Below are 18,300 nucleotides of genomic sequence, written 5' to 3'. Positions count from 1 at the left end.
ACTGTTCAAGCACAAAGGGGACTCAGGGTGACCAAGACCCACAGATCCAAGGCGGCCTTCACGCTGGCCGTCGCGTCGGGCCTGGTGCTCGGCGGCGTGGCCGCACCGGCCGCGCTCGCCACACCGAGCGCCGACGCGGTCATCGCCGAGGTCTACGGCGGCGGTGGCAACTCGGGCGCAACGCTCGTCAGCGACTTCGTCGAGCTCGCCAACCGCGGCGCCGCCGCCGCGAGCCTCGCCGGATTCAGCGTCCAGTACCTGCCCGGTTCGGCGAGCCCGTCGAGCACCTGGCAGGTGACGCCGCTGGCCGGCAGCGTCGCGCCGGGCGGGCGTTACCTCGTCGCCGAGAGCAAGGGCTCCGGCGGCACCGTCGCGCTGCCGACGCCGGACGCGACCGGCGCGATCGCGATGTCGGCCACCGCCGGCACGATCGCCCTCGTCTCCGGAACCACCGCGCTGACCTGCAAGACCGCCGCCGACTGCGCCGCCGACGCGCGGATCAAGGACCTCGTCGGGTTCGGCACGGCGACCGTGCGCGAGGGCAACCCGACCGCGGCGCCGTCGAACACGACGTCCGTCGCGCGCGGCACGGCGCTGGCCGACACCGACGACAACGCCGCCGACTTCACCGCCGGCGAGCCGACCCCGACCAACACCGCGGGCGAGTCGACCGGCGGGGACCCCGGCCCGGCGCCGACCCCGGCGAAGATCCACGACATCCAGGGCACCACGCGCATTTCGCCCTTCAAGGACCAGAAGGTCTCCGGCGTCACCGGGGTCGTCACCGCGACCCGGACGTTCGGCTCCCAGCGCGGGTTCTGGCTGACCGACCCGAACCCGGACAGCGACCCGCGCACCAGCGAGGGCCTGTTCGTCTTCACCGGCTCGACGACCCCGGCGGTCGCGGCCGGCGACGCGGTGACCGCGACCGGCACCGTCCGCGAGTTCTACCCGGACGCGCCCGCGACGTCGAACTTCCAGTCGCTCACCGAGCTGAGCAGTGCACAGTGGACGGTCGACTCGCACGGGAACGCCCTCCCGGCGCCGACGGTGCTGAACCCGGACACCGTGCCGGCGACGTACGCGCCGTCGCCGGGCGGCAACATCGAGCCGCTCACCCTGGAACCGGCGAAGTACGCGCTGGACTTCTGGGAAGCGCACGAGAGCGAGATCGTTTCGGTCACCGACGCGCGGGTCGTCGGGCCGACGAACTCGTTCAACGAGTTGTACGTGACGTCGAAGCCGGACCAGCACAAGTCCGTCCGCGGCGGCAGCGTCTACCTGGGGTACGACCAGCTCAACAGCGGCGTGCTGAAGGTTTCGTCGCTGATCCCGTTCGCCGAGCGGCCGTTCCCGAAGCTCAACGTCGGCGACGTGCTGACCGGCGTCACGTCGGGCCCGGTCGAGTACGACGACTTCGGCGGCTACACGCTGTTCGCGAGCGTGCTCGGGACCGAAAAGGACAACGGGCTGCAGGGCGAGACCACGCGCAAGCAGCGGACCGGCGAGCTCGCCGTCGCGACGTACAACGTCGAGAACCTGGCGCCCGGCGACCCGCAGGCGAAGTACGACCGGCTCGGCGAGGCGATCGTGACGCACCTGGCGACGCCGGACATCGTGAACCTGGAGGAGATCCAGGACAACACGGGCGCGACCGACGACGGCACCGTCGCCGCCGACCAGACGCTGCAGAAGTTCACCGACGCGATCGTTGCCAAGGGCGGCCCGCGCTACCAGTGGCGCTCGATCGACCCGGTGAACGACCAGGACGGCGGCCAGCCGGGCGGCAACATCCGGGTGGCGTTCCTGTTCAACCCGGCTCGTGTGTCCTTTGTGGACCGTCCGGGTGGGACGTCGACGACGGCGGTCGGGGTCGTCCGGGAGCACGGCAAGGCGCACCTGACGGCGTCGCCGGGCCGCGTCGACCCCGCCAATGAAGCCTGGACGACCAGCCGCAAGCCCCTGGCCGGCGAGTTCGTCTTCAAGGGCCGCACGGTGTTCGTCATCGCCAACCACTTCAACTCGAAGGGCGGCGACCAGCCGACGCACGGCCGCTTCCAGCCGCCGACGCGCAGTTCCGAGATCCAGCGGGCGAAGCAGGCGACGGTGCTGCGCGGGTTCGTCGATTCGTTGCTGGCAGCCGATCGCAACGCGAACATCGTGGTGGCGGGCGACCTGAACGACTACCCGTTCTCGCCGGCGGTCCAGACGCTGACCGCGGGTGGCGCGCTGAAGGACTTGATCGCGTCGGTGCCGGAGGCCGAGCGGTACAGCTACGTGTTCGAGGGGCAATCCCAGGTGCTGGACCACATCCTGGCGTCGCGGGCGCCGCGCGGGGTGGACTACGACGTCGTCCACATCAACGCGGAATTCGCCGACCAGGCCAGCGACCACGACCCGCAGGTGATCCGGTTCCGGCCGGGCGCGGGCAACCCGTTGGAGGACGCGTTCTACGACTTCCTCGACTGGTTGGAGCAGGTTTTTGTGAAGTAGGTCTGTTCGCGACGAGGCCACCTCCGGGCGCATTGCCCGGAGGTGGCCTTTCTCGTTTTCGCCACTCCGATGGGTGACCACGGAACCGCGGAGCGTTGACGGCCGTCTTACGGTTGAAGGCACCACAAGGGGAGGGGTGGCGTGGACGGGTATGCGGTGAAGGTCGAGGAGCTGGGCAAGCTCATCGGCGACCTCGACACGGCGGCGGATCGCATGTCGAGCGCCAACAAGAAGCTGGGCGGCGGCGGAGCGTTCGGCGCACTGGGGACGGCGGAGCTGGACAAAGCCGGCGTCGAGTTCGAGGAGGCCTGGCGCTTCGGCATCGCCCGCCTCGGCGAGGCGGCTTCGGAGGTGACCGAGCGGCTGAAGACGGCGAAGCAGAAGTACGAGCAGATCGAGGCCCAGTTCGGCGGTGAGCTGGCCAAGTTCGGCTCGGCGGTGTTCGGAGGTGACCCCCCTGGTGGGGAGCTCACGGGTGGGGTGAAGGGAAAGCACCCGCGGATCGCGCAGCCGGCCGAGGGGCCGGTGGGCGGCGGGTACACCGGTGGAGTGCCGGGGATCGGCGACCTGGCCGAGGGACCGGCGGGTGGGATCGGCGATCTCCCGTCGAAGAGGGGCCGCGAGGGGCCGGCCGGGCGGACTGATTCGGTCACTGAGCCGGGTGAAGCGCCGGTCGGTGGCGGCGTGACGGGCATTGGTCGGCTGGCGGAGCCTGGTGGCCCGGCGGGGCGCGGTGACGGTCCGGTGGGTGGCGGCGTGACGGGCGGGGTGCCGGGGATCGATCGGCTGGCCGAGCTCGCTGACCCGGCGAAGCGCGGCGACCGCCCGCCCGGTGGCGGCGCGACCGGCGGCATCACCGACCTCCTGAACGGCCTCGACCGGTGAGCGCCCGCGACTTCCCGGCACTGGGCTTCGACCCGGCGCCCGGCGACCTCGACGGCAGCACCGACCTGGCCGGCAAGTACCGCGCGGTTGCCGACGACCTGACCGAGGCCGACGACTCGCTCCGCCGGATCGTCCGGAAGCAGGGCGTCTGGCAGGGCGAGGCGAGCGAGGCCTTCGCCCGGCGCGTCGGCCCGCTGCCGGAGTACCTCGACGGTGCCGCCAAGTCGATGAGCCGAGCCGCCGACGCGCTCGAAGGCTGGGCGCAAACCCTCGGCGACCTGCAGAAACGCGCAGCCGACCTGGAGGCCAGAGCGGAAGCGGCGGCCCGGGCGGCCGAGCAGACGCGGGCGAATCCGGACCTGGCCCTGGCGAACCGGACGTTCCCGGATCAGCAGTCTCTGCAGATCGCCCAGCGCCTCCTGGACAACGCCGGCCAGCAACTCCGGACGGCCATCGACGGCTGCCAGAACGTCCAAGACGCGGCGAAGCAGCTCCAGCAGGAACACCAGGACGCCGCGGCCCGGGTCGCGGAGCTGCTGCGGAAGGCCAAGGAGCTCGCCCCGGACGAGCCGGACCTCCTCGACAAACTCGGTGACGCGGTCGGCGGGGCACTTGTCGACTTGTCGAACACCCTCGCGGACGGGTTCGACGAGGCGTGGAACTTCGTCCAGGACCACGCGGAGCTGATCTCCAAGGTCTCGGACGTGACCGGAGACATCGGAAACGCACTCGGCTTCATCGGCGAGTTCCTCCCGTCGCCGGCTAAGGAGGTGGTGGGGGCCGTCGCGACCACCTTCGGGGAGGCAGCGATGGAAGGGCACGCCGTAGCCAAACTGGCGGGCGCCGATGTCGCTCCGGAAACCTTGATCTTCGACGGAATCGGAGCGGGGACCTCGTTCATCGGCAGCTTCTTGCCGACGGGAGGCGAAGCGGTGATGAAGGGCCTCGGGTACGGCGCCTTCGGCGCTCAGTTCCAGGCCGATGCCGGCGCGCGGATGATCGGCACGGACTTCGAGGGGCCGATCGGAGACCTCCTCAACTACTGGGTGCCGAAGGACGTGACCGAGGCTGCCGCTTCGCTCGTGTCGCCGGCCGGAGTGGCGTACTGGAACGCTGCCGAAGCCGGGATGCAGGCTGACAACGCGCCGGAGCGACGGCGTCAGCGTGCGGAAGACGAGGTGTGGAACTGATGCCTCTGGAAATCGACCTGCCGCCCGGGTTCGCCGGCATGCCGGTGGGCACTGACGACAGGCTCAACCGCAGCCACGCCTGGATGGTCGCCGAAAACGTGGCGTCCGGCACGAGCGTCGAGGAGTTCGGCAGCTACCTGATGGCGCTGGTCCCGACCATGCAGGCCAACGGCATCCGCGTGTTCGGCAAGTTCGCGGTCGGCCGGCGCAAGGGCGACGTCGCGACCCTGACGCTCGGCGTGGCGCAGTGGCCGGACACCGCACCCGGCAACCGGGACGCCGTCGTGGCGGCGTTGGCCGAGGAGTACCGCGGCCGCCACAAGCGGGCGGTCGTCCAGCCGGTCCGGCTCCCGATCGGCCCGGCCATCGTGGCGATCAGCGGTGGCGAGTTTCACGTTCCCGAACGGGACGTGCGCACCCAGGTCAAGGCCGAGTACCAGATCCCGCTACCGGACGGCCGGTCCGTGGTGATCCTGTCGGTGGTCGCGGAGTCCGAGGACGCCTGGCCCGCGGTGGCCGAGGCGACCGCGAAGGTGGCGTGGAGCCTGCGCAGCGGGGAAACGCCGTGATCACCGAGTTCGTCTTCACGCCGCACCAGCCGGGGGGACTCGCATGACCGACAACGCGCAGCTGATCGAGGAAATGCGCTGGCAGCTCCGCCGGATCGAAGATCGCAAGGCCGAAAACCAGCGCGTCCTGGCGGCCATCGCGGGGAGCGACCACGCCACTGTCACGTCAGCGGACCGGTCCGTCACCGTGCTCGCCGGGCCCGGCGGGGTCGTCAGCGAAGTACGGCTCGCGCCCGAAGCCATGCGGTTCGACGCCGTCACGCTGAGCCGGACCATCACCGCGGCCATCCGGGAAGCCGTTGCCGCCGGGCGGGGAGCCACCCCGGAACCGGCGGCCGCTCCGGTCCCGAAGGCAGCGCCGCGCAGGCCGGCTCCGGCGGACGACGACGATCCCTACGACACGGTGTTCGATGTCTAGCCCGGTGATGGTGCCGGCCGCGCGCTCGGGCAGCGCCACCGATCTGCTGCTCTGGCTGATGCTCACCGTCGTGCTCGTCGGCCTCATGGCCGCCAGCCTGACGTTACCCGTCAAGCGGGCGGCTCCCCGCGCTGCTTGGCCGCCGCCCGCTTGGCTCGCCAGCCCAGTGCCAACACCGCCTGCACCAGCTCCTGGTAGCTCGGCTTGACCTCCTCGAGGTACCGCTCCAGGTACGCCGCGCGGGCCGTCGACACCGGGCGCGGGTCGTCGCCCGGGGCGAGCCACGTCAAGCCCTGGATGTTGTGCAGCGCCATCTTCCACCAGCGCGTGGCGCGCTCGGCCGCCCTCGCTTCGCGCTCGGTGGCCACTTCGATCGCCGTCGTGGCCGCCTCGATCTCCGTCTCCAGGGCCTCGGCGCGCGCCAGTTCCCACTCGCGCAGGTTCTCCGCCGAACCGCGGGAGAGGGCGATGATCTCCTTGTACCGCATGGCCGCGGTGGCGTCGTCGGTCATCGGTCGTTCTCCGGACGCTGGAACGGGATGATCACTTCGGGTGCGCCGTGCGTCGTGCGGTCGAAGAACAACGCGCGGCCCGGCCGTGGCGACCAGTGCACGACCTGGCCCGCCGCGAACGGGGACAGCTCGTTGCCCTGGACGTCGAGCGCCGCCCAGGTGCCGATGTCGTCCGTGCCGCCGAAGCCCAGCGTGTCCTTGAGCCGGGCGATGCTGCGCCACCAGCCGATCGTGTGGATGCCGTGACCCGGCCCCTGTTTGAGCACCACCCGCAGGTGGTCGAGGCCGCTCTTCAACTGACCGACGGCTTTCGCTTCCAGCACCGGCAAAGCCGCGTCGACGCCGTACAGCAGCAGCACCTTCGCGCCGCCCGACATCGAGCCGGTCAGCGACTCCAGGACGCCGGTCAGGTCGTCCACCAGGGACGCCGCATGGTCCGCACGCAGGCGCTCGGTCAGCTCCATCGCCGCGTCGGCGCACGCTTCGATCGGGCAGCTCAGGATGAACTCGACTTCGCCGGGTTCGTACTGCCGGGCCAGCGACCGCGCCGCCGAGTCCATGATGGACAGTGCCTCGGCGGTCGCCGAGCCGAGCACCGCGACGTTGCGGCCCGGGGCCCGGGGGAGGTCGACGCCGCACGCCGTTTCGGTCACGTCGATCGACTGGCCGAGCAGGGCCCGCGGCTTCGTGCCGGGCTTGAGGTCCAGGTACGCCGGGAACCGTTCCAGGACCGGCTGGTGCGCGCCGTCGAACAGGCGCGGCCGCGGGAAGTGGCCCGCGTACTCCTCCCACAGCCGGTGCTGCAGGCGGACGAACACGTTCTTGCTGCTCGCGTCCGGGATGTGGGCCAGCTGGTTGCCGTGCGCGACACCGGAGTCGTGGTTGATCACCGCGTGCCACTTCGGCGCCGACACCGCCGCGTTGTTCGTCTCGGCCAGCACGCGCCGCGCCTTCGGCATCGCGATCCGCAGCGTGCACTGCTCGAACACCGCCGGCTTGCCCCAGAACGCCTCGATGCCGGCGACGTCCTGACTCGCCAGCACCAGGTGGATGCCCTGCGAGCGGCCGCGCCGCGCGATGTCCTCCAGCAGCTGCGTCGCCGTCGCCGTCACCTGGTCCCGGCCGGCGAACAGGTACTGGAACTCGTCGATCACCGCGACGATCCGCGGCCAGTGCCCGCCCGGATCGGCGTCGCGCAGGTCGGCCAGGTTGGTGACCTCGTGTTCCTTCGCGGCGGCGGACCGGCGGCGCAGCTCGTCGGCCAGGAACCGCAGCAGCGCCAGGCCGAACTCGCGGTCGGTGTTGACGTTGACGCCGACGAGCCGCGCGTGCGGCAGCCAGCTCGCGTCCTTGCGGCCCGGCGCCAGACCGGCGAACGAGACGCCTTCCTTGAAGTCCAGCAGGTACAGCGCCAGCTCGGCGGGCGTGTACCGCGCCGCGAGGCTGCCGAGCAGCGCGTACAGGAAGTTCGTCTTGCCCGAACCGGAGGGGCCGCCGATCAGGGCGTGCGGGCTCGCGTCGCCGATCACGACCTCGACCGGCTCGCCTTCGAAGAACCCGACAGGGGCGCGCAGCTCGCGTGCCGAGTTCTCTTGTCCGAGCTCCGCGGGCAGGAGGTCGTCGAACGACCGCGGCCCGCCCTGCTTGGCGATCAGTGCCTTGGCGATCTTGTCGACGGCCCGGATCACCTGCGCGGACGGCATCGCGGCTTCGAGGTCGACGACCAGGTCGGTGCCGGTCATGCTGCTGATCGCGTGCCTCTCGTCGAGCAGGCTCAGCGTCTCGACGGGTGCGCTCACCGCCGTCGGCACGTCGACCATGATCAGGCAGATGCCCGCGGCCAGCGCGCCGCTCGCGACGCGCTTGAGGTCGCGGGCGCGTTCCGGTTCGAGGGTCTCGCCGTTGCCGTAGAGGACGACGATGCGGTACGGCTCGCCCCGCTGCTGGTTGTGCTGCCGCATTTCCCGCAGCGACGTGAAGCCGGCGGACATGCAGCTGGCGTGGATGCGGCGGATGTGGCCGGCCAGCTCGTCGAGGAGGTCCTCCAGCCGGCCGGGGTCGTACAGCGAAAGCGCGCTGGTGTGGCTGAGCGGGTAGAGGTCCGGCAGGATCGCGGTGAGCTGCCCGATGTCCCACAAGTGCACGCGGACCGCGCCGGGCTCGAACGTCGAAAGCACGCGGACCAGCAGGTTCTGCACGATACCGTCGATCACCGGCCGGGTCTTCGGCGCCGACGTGATCGCCAGGTGCGACTCGTCGAGCAGCGGGACGGCGACGTCGAACGTGCGGGTCGCGTCCCCGCCGGCGGCGGTCGCCGAGCCGACGCGCCACAGCCCGGGCGACGTCAGGCCGGGGTTGTGCCCGACCGTGCCGAGCCAGTCGCCCGGAGGCAGCCCGGCTGGGCCGGGTGCGTTCTGCGCGACCAGTTCCCGCAGGGTCGCGGGGCCTTGGCTCCAGTCGGTGTAGAAAGCGCTTCGCACCGTCCCGAGCGCGCCGAACACTTCGTGCGCGGCGGGATGGCGTGACCACTCGTTCTGCTGCTCGGCACTGGCGTGGTTCATGCCGACCTTGACGATGTCCTGCTCGAGCTGGAGCTTGGCGAGGTCGGCCTCCGCGGCTTGGCGCGCGCCGGCCGCCGCGCCCAGCACCAATCCGATCTGGTGGCGGACCCGGTCGAGCGCGGTCTCGACCCGGTTGCGTTGCTCGGCTGACTTGTTGGCCATCGGCGTCCCCAAGAAAAGGTGTCCCCGGAAAAGGATTACAGGCGCGACCGGTATCCGCTCACCAGATCTTCGGCAGCGTGCAGGCGGACGAGGAGCTGGTCCAGCCCCTCGCCGGCCTGTGCGTACTGCAACGGAAGCCAGGGATCGGCCTTGGCCTGGGCATCCACGAGAGCTTGCCGGGCTTCTCCGAGCAGGCTTGTGGCCCGTTCGGAGTGGGCGCGCGCGTCGGCGAGCCCGGTCACGGCAGCGGTGAGCAGCTGGTGGAGTTCGGCGAGCGTCATCCGGCTTACAGACGCGCCGAGTAGGAGTCGGCGGAGGAAATGCTTGCTTGGACGGTGCTCTGCAAGCCGTTGATGCCTTGCAGGGCTTCCGCCAGGAGTCCGTGCGCCTGGCTCACTTCGTGCTGGCTGCTCCCCTGCGTCGCCTGTGCGAGCGACTGCTGGGCTTCTTCGAGAGACTGCGCTGCCTGCTGCAGGGCGGCGATGCTCGCGGACGCCTTCTCGTTGGCGAGCGCGATGCCAGCGCGGATCTCTTCGACTCCGGCCATCGGGCCTCTACTCCTCGAAATCTGGTGTCGTACGGGGGACGGATTCCATTGAAACAGATCCAGCGACTCAGCGTGATCATCAGACTTTGCCGAGTGATCGCGGGCCCGGAATCAGCAAGGCCCCGGACGTGGGAACGTCCGGGGCCGGGCCGATCACGGTCTGTGCGGGGGTCGTCCCGACGCCAGTACCGCACCTTGAAGTCGCTGGCCAGCGCTACCCCAGGTCAGAGCGGTTTCAGTGCCACTGCTGGCCTTTCTCGACAGGGGCGGGCGAGGTGCTGGTGAGACTAGCGCGACCGGAGTAACCGCTTGCGGTCAGCCCTGTTCGTAACTCCCCGTACAGGCGCAGAAATTCCCAGCACCGAAGGCATTTCACGTTCCGGTGGGCCGAAAGTGCCGCGCAACTGTGTCCCGGACATACCCACGGTGGGTCGCGCGAGCGGCCGACGGAGGCCGAGACGACGAAACGCCGGGCGGCCCGTGAAAGGCCGGCCCGGCGTCCGTCTGATCAACCGGCGGAGGATACAGGATTCGAACCTGCGAGGGCGTGAACCCAACACGCTTTCCAAGTCTGCACGCGGCCGTATGCGGGGGTTCGGTCAGTCGAAAGCAGCAGGTCGGAGCGTTGTCTGCTCCTCGGTGGACGCCTATGGACCGGCGTGAATGAGACTAGAAGTGAGACTGGCTCACGTGTCGGGCGGCTGAGCCGGCTGACGCGGATCAGCGCGGCCCGGGGCCGGGTGTCACGGCCACCTGTCACGCTATGATTTCAGATGGGTGCTCTAAGTAGCATGTGCAAGCGATCGACCGCATGAGGTGATGTGTACCTCATCCTCGGTGAAGCACAAATGCTCCTAAGATGCTCCTAACCGAGGAGGACGGGAGCGTGTAGTGGACGAGGCGCAGTTAGCCAGCCTCATATGGTACCTCCAGGGCTTTGGGGCCGAGGAGTCAGGAATCGAGGCTAAGCGTGCGGCAGACAAGCTTCCGACCAGCGTAGTTGACACGCTCAGCGCGTTCGCCAACACGCCCGGAGGCGGCACACTCCTCCTGGGTATTGACGAGGCCAACGGGTTCGCCGTGACCGGCGTAGCGGATCCCGGCAAGATGCAGGCAGACCTCGCGGCGATGGCTCGGACGCAGCTGACGCCGCCACTGCAGCCAGTGATCAGCTTGGCGAGCATCGACGGCAAGTCGGTCGTTGTTGCAGAAGTTAATGAGCTTCCGCGCGCCGAGAAGCCTTGCTACGTGACCGCCCGTGGCTTGAACCGAGGGAGCTACATACGGGTAGCTGATGGTGATCGTCGCCTTACAAGCGAGGAGATCCAGCAGCTGATGGCGGACCGAGGGCAGCCTCGGTTTGACCATGAAGTAGTCGCCGAGGCTTCTGTCGATGACCTTGAATCAAGCAGTGTTGAAACCCTTCTCGAACGCGCGCGTGACTCAAACCCCCGAATTTTCGGGGATACGGACGATGTATCTGTACTGAAGATGCTCGGAGTTCTCAAGGTTGACTCCGATGGTGAATTACATCCATCGCTAGCTGGCGTTTTGGCTCTAGGCCGGTACCCGCAACAATTTTACCCACAGTTGTGTCTCACGTTTGTCCATTACCCCCACAAGGTGGGCGACGTTGCGTCCGGAAGTACAAGGTTCCTGGATAACGTCAGAATTGACGGCCCCATTCCGTACATTGCACGCGAGGCGCTAGCGGTTGTTAGGCGAAACATGAGCCGACGCGCCCTGATTAGCGGCAGTGGCAGGGAGGATGTTTGGGAGTATCCGCCGGAAGCCCTGCGTGAGGCAATTGTAAACGCATTGGTTCATCGTGACCTGAGTCCCGGCTCTCGTGGGACGCAAGTCCAAGTGGAGATGTATCCGGATCGATTGCGTATCTTGAACCCTGGTGGCCTATATGGATCTGTTGATATCAGCCGTCTTGGCGAGGAGGGTGTCTCGTCCTCGCGAAATGGATTGCTTCTAAGAATCCTGGAGGACGTGCCGATTCCCGGCGAGAGTCGCACCATTTGCGAAAACCGTGGTTCAGGGATTCGTACGATGCGGCTCGAGTTGGCTCGCGCAAGCATGAGTCCGCCAGAATTCAAGGATAAGGTTACCTCTTTTGAGGTTGCAATGCCGAATCACACTCTATTTGACGATGACACCGTAAGGTGGCTTAGTCGAATCGGTCCGGAGGGGCTTCGGGATACGCAGCGAACTGCTCTTGCATTGATGAGGCGGGGCGGAATCCTTGATAACGCTCGCTACAGAGCGGCGACGGGTATCTCTGATAGTCGTGTTGCAACCGGTGAACTACAAGACTTAGTAGCACGGGAACTAGTGGACCAGCGCGGCGAGCGAGGTGCAGCAAAGTACTTTTTGAGCGAGTATGCGAAGTCTATCGGATCAACCGAGGAGCGGCGCCATCGCCCCAATCGCCGAAAGCAAATAAAGGACCTACTGGCGCTTCGCGGCGAGATGTCAAAGGCGGAGATTAGCGTTGCACTGAACATCAACCCAAAAACCGCCGAGCATTGGCTGGGCCGCCTCAAAAAAGAAGGCGAGATAGAGTTCACCGAAGCGGGACGTGGTACTAAGAATACAAAATACAGGCTCACTGCCAAAGGAAGTCAGCCTGAACTGTTCTCGGCTGCCGAACTAGATGATGTGGAATGAGGCCAAAATGGGCCGGTTCTGGAACCTGATCGATGGAATCTCGCGGAGTCTGACGACTGCGCGGGGTGTGGGACAGTGCGCCTCTCGCTGACGAGGGTATCCAGGCTTATCCTGTTATGAGGGTGTGGCCCGGTGAGATTCGAACTTCATACTGGACGGGTTTTGAGTGGATCTCTGATACCTGGCCTGGCCTGCTACGACGTGGTGTTCGGACCGTCCTGGGGGGCGATGGGGGAGTCCTGGGTCTGCTCGCCGCCGTCTGGCGACTCGGTCGCCGTGGTGCTGGCGGCTCGCCGGCGCGGTGGGCCGAGCGGTTCCTGTTGAATGCCAAGGAGCCAGAACAGATCGTCGAATCGGGTGAACCCAGAAATCTGTCGTACGCCAGTGGTGGATTTCGTGTACTCCATGAGGGCCGGAACTTCTGGCTGTGTCTCAAGAACCAGATCTCTGAGTCGCATGAGGTGCTCTTCTAGCTGGGGGCGGTCAATCTCAAACAATGCGTCGGTTATTTTCTGGAATCCGGACATTGCGTCGTCGATTGCTTCGGGAAGCGGTATGCGTTCTTCTGGGTGATCTTCTAAGTCTTGCTTAAGTATCTTGGGCATTTTTCCGGACTCCAGAAGCGGAGTCTTAGAGAGTGTGATCGTGGGAGTGATGACAACTTCGTTGGGTTGAGTTCCTCTGCTCTGTTGAATGTTTCCGGATATGGGCGGCATTGCCCGATGGGCGACGTAGTTGCGAAGGCCCTCGACCAATCTGTATCCGAAGTGCTCGTCGTATGCCTGCTTGGTTGCAAGAGTGAAGTTGCTGAGTTGTTGGGAGTCTTTTCCGAACCGGTCGGAGATATCATGCCGAGCTTGGTCAATGCACAGTCTCCAGATGAGAACAAAGGAGACAATTGATGCATTGAGCTCTTCAGCTGTCTCTCTGACTTCGTTCTCGCGAAGATATCCTCCTAGTTTTCCGACGATGTGGTCAAAAGTCATTTTTGCGCCCACGACTAGGCGAGTTGATAGCCTGGCTGCGTAAGATCGACAGTAACTGATGGCACCTCGAATTTCCCGCTCTTCATCCTCCAAGACGGGCCGCAAAATTCCGACGGACATGTCTGAGTTGCCAGTTCCGTGTCCTAGCTTTACTAGGGATAATGTCATTAGTTCCTTCTAGTTTGGTTGAGAAGAGTCTCGCGAAAGCGCCATGCTCGCTCTAGAATGCATGCGCCAGGGGATGCCATCGGTTCCTGTGTGAGTAGTCTCTTCACGCTCGCGTCTGTGAAGGGCACACCATCTGAGACCGTCGATGACTCTGAGGCTGTCACGAGCACACCCTCGGCGTTGACGTCGACGGCGCCGCCAAACAGTTCGTCAAAGACGTCATCGTTAATCACGGCAACGGTCAAGATGGTTGCTGTGAGGGTGAGAGTGTCGAGTCCTATCCCAAGGCAGTAGGCGGTAACACTGCCATTCTCCCGCGCGGCCTGCAGGTCGCGGTAAAGCGACCAGTTTTCATAGTCGAGCGGCTCGCCCTGGCTGCCGTCGCGCTCCGGCTCGCCGAGGATCTCCTCGGAGTACTCCCGGACCATGCTGCGCCACAGGTCGAAGTCGTTCTCCTTGTCCCATGCCGCCACCGAAGACGGCTGGAACTCGCCAGCCGGGATGAGGCCGTAGATGCCAGCGGCCGTCGCCACCTTCGCCGGGTCGCGCCAATGCAGGAGGAACGTCGCCTTGCCGGTGTCGCGCTGGCGGCGGAGCGTCAGGGTCTCGATCGCGGGCATGACCGGCCGACGCTCCAGGTCGAACGGGTCGCCGATCAGGCCGCGCAGCGGAAGTTCCGACCAGTCCGCGCGCGGCATCTTCCGGTTCGGTGCCTGTGCGACAGCCAGCTCGTGCGCGATGGCCTCGGACAAGTCGAGCTTGTCGAAGTACGTCGCCAGGCCGAACGTCATCCGCTCGTTCGACTGCGTCAGGTCGACGTCCAACAGTCGGTAGCTCGTGCGGTTCTCGAACAGCGACGGCGGGTCCAGGTACTTGATCGCCGACGTGTAGCGCTCGAAGCGCCGGCCAGGCGCGCGGAGCGGCAACGCCTTATCCGCCTCGGGTTCGGTGCCGGTGACCGTGATCGGGACCCGGTGGTCCGACCACTCAAGCTTGATGTCCTCCAGGCGCACCGGCGCCGGCGGCATCCACTCGCGCCGGGCGATCAGCGGTGCCTTTCCGATGCGCGCCTCCGGCCGGTACAGCGACGCGGCCGCCTCGGCGAGCTCGCGCCTCCGCGTGTTGAGCTCGCGCCGCATCCGACGCCACTCCTCCTGGCTCACTGCGACCGGGTCGACCTCGTTGACCAGCGCGGACGTCGACGGCGGAGCGACGGGCTGAAGCAGTTCCTTGGACAGCCCGAGGCGCGAGGGGGAGATGCTGAGCTGGTTGGCGACCCGCAGCAGCGTGTCCAGGTCTCGGACCTGCCGTTGACCGGTCTCGATCTTCGAGATGTACGACTGGTCCATGTTGAGGATCTGGGCCAGATCGGCCTGGTTGAGCCCGTTGGCCTTCCGGTACTCCTTCAGGACCTCGGCAAGCAGGCCGGTGTTCAGTTCGACCTCGGTTGTCGACCTCGGCGAGAGCCACGGCTGGTCTGCTTCCACTGGGGGCAAGTCCCTTCGTTTCGATCTTTCTCGGCTGCGATCGGACGGAATGGATGGTGCTTGACCTGCGGTTATGCCTGGCTGTCATGCGGGAGCGGCGTTAGGACTGTCCGGCCTTGGACTGTGGTGGTGCTCACGGGCGAAGCTAGCTCCATGATCACGAACCACGGACCGAACGGCCGGACATCACGACCGCTTCTCAAGCTCCTCTACCCGCCGGCGGAGGTCGGCAACCTCGGCTCGGAGAGCGGAGACGTCATCGGCGGGCGCGCTCTCATCCGGGAGGCTCCGGACGAACGTGCCTCGCCCGGCGGCGGACTCGAGGACGCCGGCGTGCTGCAGCTCGCGGATGGCGTTGTGGACGGTCAGCTCGGCGACTTTGTACGTGCCGGCCAACGCCTTGAGCGACGGAATCTTCTCGCCGAGCGCGAACTCGCCGGCCCGGATGCGTCGGACCAGGTCATCCCTGATCTGTGCGCCTAGCGGCTGCGCTCCCTGCTGATCGATAGGCATCTCGCCAGGGTACGCAGAAAACCAACATCACCCTAATGCGCCACACGTGCGACCTTGACTTACCTGAGAACCATAAGGTGCACTAAGGTGCAGCAAGGCACTCAAGCGAAAGGCTCCTCATGAAGTCCGCGCACATCACCAACCGCATTGTCCGTGCCGCTGTGGACGGCGTCTCCGCTGTTCACCAGCACTGCCCGGACGGGCTGGACGAGTCCGCCATCGACGCGCTGATCGCCGAGGTCGACCAGGAGTTGACCGCCGCGACGGCCGTGGCCGAGATCCGCACCCGGCACACGTTCACCGACCCGCAGCACGCCAACCGCACTCGCCGACGCACCAGCCGCGCGGCGCTGAGGGTCCTGCCGTTCCGGCTCGACACCGCCGAGGCGACGGAGAGCGGTGAGGCCGCATGACCGTCCGACTCGTCATCTCCGCATTTGGCCCCGACACGGCGGCTCATCCCGCCAAGAACGCGCACGCCGCGTCGGGTCTCCCGATCAACCACCACGCAGGTAGCTACTCGGAGAGGTCTCCCATGGTAAGCACCCTGACTCCCCGCGCGATCGAGCGTTTGGCGATCCGCCGGTTCACCGACACCGGCCAGTCCTGGGCCAAGGCTCCCGCCGCCACACGCCGGACCTGGCTCGCGGAAATCGAGCCCGTTATCCGCGCCGAACACGGCATCGCGCTCGACGCCGTCTGGCACGGCGGCGGCTGGCAGGCATCCGGCCAGACCGACCTGTTTGACGTCTCGGAGGTGGCCTGAGATGTCCACGCAGATGCTGATGGTCCTCGGTGGCCTCGCGCTGGTCGGCGTGTTCTCCGTGTGGCGCTCCGGCCGCAAATCCGCGGTACGGGCTCAGAAGGGCGTTCGCGAGGTCACCCGCATGACGGGCAACACGATCCGGCTGGTCCTGGCCACGGCGATCATCGCGTTCGTTCAGTGGCTGGTGATCGTGAAGATCCAGAACACCACCGCCACCTGGATCGCGTTGCTCGTGCCGGCGTTGCTGGCCGCCGCCACGATCGTGCGGCTGATGGCCATCACCGAAATCGTCCACACCACCCGTGGGGGTCGTCGCTGATGTTCGGCAAGAAGAAGACCGAAGACGACGCCATCGCGGCCGCCGTCGTCCACACCCTCTTGTCCGGCCTTAAGCCGGAGCACCGCAGTGGCGTCCTCGGTGAGCTGACCGACGACCAGCGCCGCCTGGTCCTCGACGCCGAGTTGGAAGGGCGTCAGGACCGTTGGAACCGCACGCACGACACGAAGTGGGGGGAGAGCTGATGAGCACCGAAACCCTGGTCCCGCAGGACGCGAAGCATCAGCCGCTGACCGAGGCCGACAAGCTCGCTCAGGACGCCGCCACCGCCGCGAAGGTCCGCCGGCTGTCCAACCACCCCGACGTCGTGGCGCTACGGGTGGAGAAGGTCCGCACGCAGATCGACGCCGTGATCTGGCTCGGGATCTTCCTGGGCCTGGCCTTTACCATGGTCAACGTCCAGTCCTTCGCTGCCGCCGGCGCGGCCACCTGGTCGCTTGGGTGGCTGGCCGGGTGGCTGCTGGACCCGATGGTGTCGCTCGTGCTCGTGGCGGTGCTGCGGGCGGAGCAGGTGACCGCCCGGTACCAGGTCGACACCGGCCGGTGGGCGCACCGGACGAAGTGGTTCGCGTTCCTGGCCACCTACGTCATGAACACCTGGAAGTCCTGGACGCACTTCGACGTCGCCGGGGTGGTGCTGCACTCGGTGCCGCCGGTGCTGGTGTTCCTCGCGGCGGAGACCGCGCCGGTGCTGCGGGACAAGCTCACCGAGGCCGTCATGGCCGCCGCCGGCACCGCGTTCACGGGACAGCCCAACGCCGACGCTCCCGCCGCCACGCCTGCTCCGGCGGAGGACCGCGTGGGGGAGAAGCCCGCTCCGGTCGCCCGGCCGCGTCGTCGTCCGGCCCGCAAGCCCGCCGCGAAGCCCGCGCGGAAGCTGCGCGGGGACTACCTGGCCGACGCCCGCGCCGCGTGGGCACCGGGCATCGAGATCACCCCGGCCTGGGTTCGGTCCGTCTGCCCGGAGATCTCGCGCGGCACCAGCAAGAACGTCGCCGACGACCTGATCGCCGAAACCGCCCGCCCGGCAGCCCTGCCGGTGCCCGCCGACCAGCCCGTGACCGTCGACCAGGAGGAGGCCGCCTGATGTCCACCACCGCCGACCACACCCCCGAGTCCGTGAACGGACCCGACCCCGAAGGACCTCTCTCCGTGAACAGCACGCCCGACCCGTCCAAGAACACCCCGGTCGACGCGCCCGTGAACGGCCCCGTGAACACCGACCCGGCCGCCACCGACACCGCCGTCACCCGCGCCGGGAACGTCGTCCCGATCCGCCCCGACACCGCCCGCACCCCAGAGGAGATCCCGGAGCAGGACCGGCCCGCCGCCGACGCGGCGGAGCCCGGCACGGTCCGGCTGGTCGACCCGCCGGTGACCAAGGCGACGTGGTGGGAGACCGCCGGCCACGCCACCGCCCGGCCGCTTGTCGCGCGCTGGCTGACCTCCGCCGAGGAATTCAAGTCGCGGGCCCGGTTCCTGGTCCGCTACGCCGCCCACACCACGGCGTTCCACGCGCTGCGGGTGCCGGTGTACGTGCCGACCGCGTTCCTGCGCTCGTTCGGCGCGACCGGACGCCTGGTCGCCCGCCTGCGCGCGTGGGTGTACGACGCGGAGTCCCACCCGGTCCGCATGAACGCCCGCGACCGCGCCGACGCCGAGCTGTACATGAAACTGCGCGAGATCCGCAACGACACCGTGCGCCGCCGCATGGGACCGGTGATGTTCGCCGTGGTCGTGCTGCTGGCGATCGTCTACCTGTGCATCACGTTCGTCACGCCGTTCTGGAACTGGACGGCGTTGGTGGTCGCGATGACGCTCGTGGGCTGGTGGGGCGCACCGGCGGACAAGCCGGTCGCCGGCCGCGCCGTGGACTCGGTCAAGACACCCAAGCTGACCTCGTCGATGATCGAGGACGCCCTCTGCTCCCTCGGCATCGGTGGCCTGAACCAGGCCTACGCCAAGGGCAAGCGCATCGAGTTCCCGAACCCGATCGCCCGCGACGGCGACGGCTGGCGCGCCGACGTCGA

General features: G+C 67.5%; 18 protein-coding genes and 1 pseudogene. 12 read left to right on the top strand and 7 right to left on the bottom strand.

Translation table 11 applies throughout. From position 1 onward, the window contains the following. The first annotated feature begins 27 nt into the window (after positions 1-27). The 5 genes from ACWEVN_RS12955 (at position 28) to ACWEVN_RS12935 (ending at position 5,555) form a co-directional block, all read left to right on the top strand. Positions 28-2,493: an endonuclease/exonuclease/phosphatase family protein gene (locus ACWEVN_RS12955; protein WP_449681911.1), complete on the top strand. Its 2,466-nt coding sequence runs from the start codon at positions 28-30 to the stop codon at positions 2,491-2,493. 141 nt (positions 2,494-2,634) lie between these two features. Next, a complete protein-coding gene (locus ACWEVN_RS12950; RefSeq protein ID WP_452051345.1) occupies positions 2,635-3,378 on the top strand; it encodes a hypothetical protein in 744 nt (247 codons plus the stop codon). Beyond that, positions 3,375-4,568, top strand: a complete 1,194-nt coding sequence (locus tag ACWEVN_RS12945; protein WP_452051344.1) for a putative T7SS-secreted protein — start codon at positions 3,375-3,377, stop codon at positions 4,566-4,568. Before ACWEVN_RS12950 ends, ACWEVN_RS12945 begins: the two co-directional genes overlap by 4 nt. Next, positions 4,568-5,137: a hypothetical protein gene (locus ACWEVN_RS12940; protein WP_452051343.1), complete on the top strand. Its 570-nt coding sequence runs from the start codon at positions 4,568-4,570 to the stop codon at positions 5,135-5,137. Before ACWEVN_RS12945 ends, ACWEVN_RS12940 begins: the two co-directional genes overlap by 1 nt. 43 nt (positions 5,138-5,180) lie before the next feature. Beyond that, positions 5,181-5,555, top strand: a complete 375-nt coding sequence (locus ACWEVN_RS12935) for a YbaB/EbfC family nucleoid-associated protein (protein ID WP_449681916.1) — start codon at positions 5,181-5,183, stop codon at positions 5,553-5,555. Between the two features lie 110 nt (positions 5,556-5,665). Here ACWEVN_RS12935 and ACWEVN_RS12930 read toward each other — a convergent pair whose 3' ends face one another. From ACWEVN_RS12930 to ACWEVN_RS12915, 4 genes are read right to left on the bottom strand one after another with little or no spacing between them, the layout of a single operon-like run. After that, the gene (locus tag ACWEVN_RS12930; RefSeq protein WP_449681917.1) at positions 5,666-6,067 is read right to left on the bottom strand and encodes a hypothetical protein; all 402 of its coding nucleotides are present in this window, start codon (positions 6,065-6,067) and stop codon (positions 5,666-5,668) included. Next, a complete protein-coding gene (locus ACWEVN_RS12925) occupies positions 6,064-8,790 on the bottom strand; it encodes an FtsK/SpoIIIE domain-containing protein (protein ID WP_452051342.1) in 2,727 nt (908 codons plus the stop codon). The genes ACWEVN_RS12930 and ACWEVN_RS12925 overlap by 4 nt, the downstream gene beginning before the upstream one ends. 35 nt (positions 8,791-8,825) lie before the next feature. Then, positions 8,826-9,071 carry a hypothetical protein gene (locus ACWEVN_RS12920; protein WP_086849216.1) on the bottom strand — a complete coding sequence of 82 codons (246 nt, stop codon included), beginning with the start codon at positions 9,069-9,071 and terminating at the stop codon, positions 8,826-8,828. Between the two features lie 5 nt (positions 9,072-9,076). After that, on the bottom strand, positions 9,077-9,337 hold the full coding sequence (locus tag ACWEVN_RS12915; protein ID WP_003056176.1) for a hypothetical protein: 261 nt from the start codon (positions 9,335-9,337) through the stop codon (positions 9,077-9,079). An 891-nt stretch (positions 9,338-10,228) separates the two neighbouring features. On the opposite strand from ACWEVN_RS12915, the gene ACWEVN_RS12910 reads away from it, so the two are divergent. Continuing rightward, on the top strand, positions 10,229-12,013 hold the full coding sequence (locus ACWEVN_RS12910) for an ATP-binding protein (RefSeq protein ID WP_452051341.1): 1,785 nt from the start codon (positions 10,229-10,231) through the stop codon (positions 12,011-12,013). A gap of 194 nt (positions 12,014-12,207) precedes the next feature. On the opposite strand, the gene ACWEVN_RS12905 is transcribed toward ACWEVN_RS12910, so the two are convergent. From ACWEVN_RS12905 to ACWEVN_RS12895, 3 genes are all read right to left on the bottom strand, one after another. Further along, positions 12,208-12,999, bottom strand: coding sequence for a hypothetical protein (locus tag ACWEVN_RS12905; RefSeq protein ID WP_452051340.1), 792 nt, complete (start codon positions 12,997-12,999; stop codon positions 12,208-12,210). Between the two features lie 167 nt (positions 13,000-13,166). Next, positions 13,167-14,654: a helix-turn-helix domain-containing protein gene (locus ACWEVN_RS12900; RefSeq protein WP_452051339.1), complete on the bottom strand. Its 1,488-nt coding sequence runs from the start codon at positions 14,652-14,654 to the stop codon at positions 13,167-13,169. A gap of 186 nt (positions 14,655-14,840) precedes the next feature. Continuing rightward, entirely contained in the window at positions 14,841-15,167 is a 327-nt protein-coding gene (locus ACWEVN_RS12895) for a GntR family transcriptional regulator (protein WP_452051338.1), read from the bottom strand. A 119-nt stretch (positions 15,168-15,286) separates the two neighbouring features. Between ACWEVN_RS12895 and ACWEVN_RS12890 the strand changes: the two genes are divergently transcribed. From ACWEVN_RS12890 to ACWEVN_RS12865, 6 genes and pseudogenes are all read left to right on the top strand, one after another. Then, positions 15,287-15,580 (top strand): hypothetical protein, encoded by a 294-nt coding sequence (locus tag ACWEVN_RS12890; RefSeq protein WP_452051337.1) that lies wholly within the window; start codon positions 15,287-15,289, stop codon positions 15,578-15,580. After that, positions 15,577-15,933, top strand: a complete 357-nt coding sequence (locus ACWEVN_RS12885; protein WP_452051336.1) for a hypothetical protein — start codon at positions 15,577-15,579, stop codon at positions 15,931-15,933. Before ACWEVN_RS12890 ends, ACWEVN_RS12885 begins: the two co-directional genes overlap by 4 nt. A gap of 1 nt (position 15,934) precedes the next feature. Beyond that, on the top strand, positions 15,935-16,252 hold the full coding sequence (locus ACWEVN_RS12880; protein ID WP_360164213.1) for a hypothetical protein: 318 nt from the start codon (positions 15,935-15,937) through the stop codon (positions 16,250-16,252). Next, the gene (locus tag ACWEVN_RS12875; protein WP_328645305.1) at positions 16,252-16,455 is read left to right on the top strand and encodes a hypothetical protein; all 204 of its coding nucleotides are present in this window, start codon (positions 16,252-16,254) and stop codon (positions 16,453-16,455) included. The genes ACWEVN_RS12880 and ACWEVN_RS12875 overlap by 1 nt, the downstream gene beginning before the upstream one ends. After that, the gene (locus ACWEVN_RS12870) at positions 16,455-17,357 is read left to right on the top strand and encodes a hypothetical protein (RefSeq protein ID WP_452051335.1); all 903 of its coding nucleotides are present in this window, start codon (positions 16,455-16,457) and stop codon (positions 17,355-17,357) included. The genes ACWEVN_RS12875 and ACWEVN_RS12870 overlap by 1 nt, the downstream gene beginning before the upstream one ends. Before the next feature lie 65 nt (positions 17,358-17,422). Beyond that, positions 17,423-18,300 (top strand): annotated as a pseudogene (locus ACWEVN_RS12865) (cell division protein FtsK); the annotation flags it as partial.

This window comes from Amycolatopsis sp. NPDC003861 (assembly GCF_053605405.1).
Note: the sequence above shows the minus strand (reverse complement) of the source record. Positions and strands in the feature narration are given on the sequence as shown.

Bases quoted from the DNA above. Each gene is read 5' to 3' on its own strand.
- ACWEVN_RS12915 (WP_003056176.1), bottom strand. From the start codon at position 9,337: ATGGCCGGAGTCGAAGAGATCCGCGCTGGCATCGCGCTCGCCAACGAG.
- ACWEVN_RS12925 (WP_452051342.1), bottom strand. From the start codon at position 8,790: ATGGCCAACAAGTCAGCCGAGCAACGCAACCGGGTCGAGACCGCGCTC.
- ACWEVN_RS12885 (WP_452051336.1), top strand. From the start codon at position 15,577: ATGACCGTCCGACTCGTCATCTCCGCATTTGGCCCCGACACGGCGGCT.
- ACWEVN_RS12930 (WP_449681917.1), bottom strand. From the start codon at position 6,067: ATGACCGACGACGCCACCGCGGCCATGCGGTACAAGGAGATCATCGCC.
- ACWEVN_RS12880 (WP_360164213.1), top strand. From the start codon at position 15,935: ATGTCCACGCAGATGCTGATGGTCCTCGGTGGCCTCGCGCTGGTCGGC.
- ACWEVN_RS12905 (WP_452051340.1), bottom strand. From the start codon at position 12,999: ATGACTTTTGACCACATCGTCGGAAAACTAGGAGGATATCTTCGCGAG.
- ACWEVN_RS12920 (WP_086849216.1), bottom strand. From the start codon at position 9,071: ATGACGCTCGCCGAACTCCACCAGCTGCTCACCGCTGCCGTGACCGGG.
- ACWEVN_RS12890 (WP_452051337.1), top strand. From the start codon at position 15,287: ATGAAGTCCGCGCACATCACCAACCGCATTGTCCGTGCCGCTGTGGAC.
- ACWEVN_RS12895 (WP_452051338.1), bottom strand. From the start codon at position 15,167: ATGCCTATCGATCAGCAGGGAGCGCAGCCGCTAGGCGCACAGATCAGG.
- ACWEVN_RS12940 (WP_452051343.1), top strand. From the start codon at position 4,568: ATGCCTCTGGAAATCGACCTGCCGCCCGGGTTCGCCGGCATGCCGGTG.
- ACWEVN_RS12935 (WP_449681916.1), top strand. From the start codon at position 5,181: ATGACCGACAACGCGCAGCTGATCGAGGAAATGCGCTGGCAGCTCCGC.
- ACWEVN_RS12870 (WP_452051335.1), top strand. From the start codon at position 16,455: ATGAGCACCGAAACCCTGGTCCCGCAGGACGCGAAGCATCAGCCGCTG.
- ACWEVN_RS12875 (WP_328645305.1), top strand. From the start codon at position 16,252: ATGTTCGGCAAGAAGAAGACCGAAGACGACGCCATCGCGGCCGCCGTC.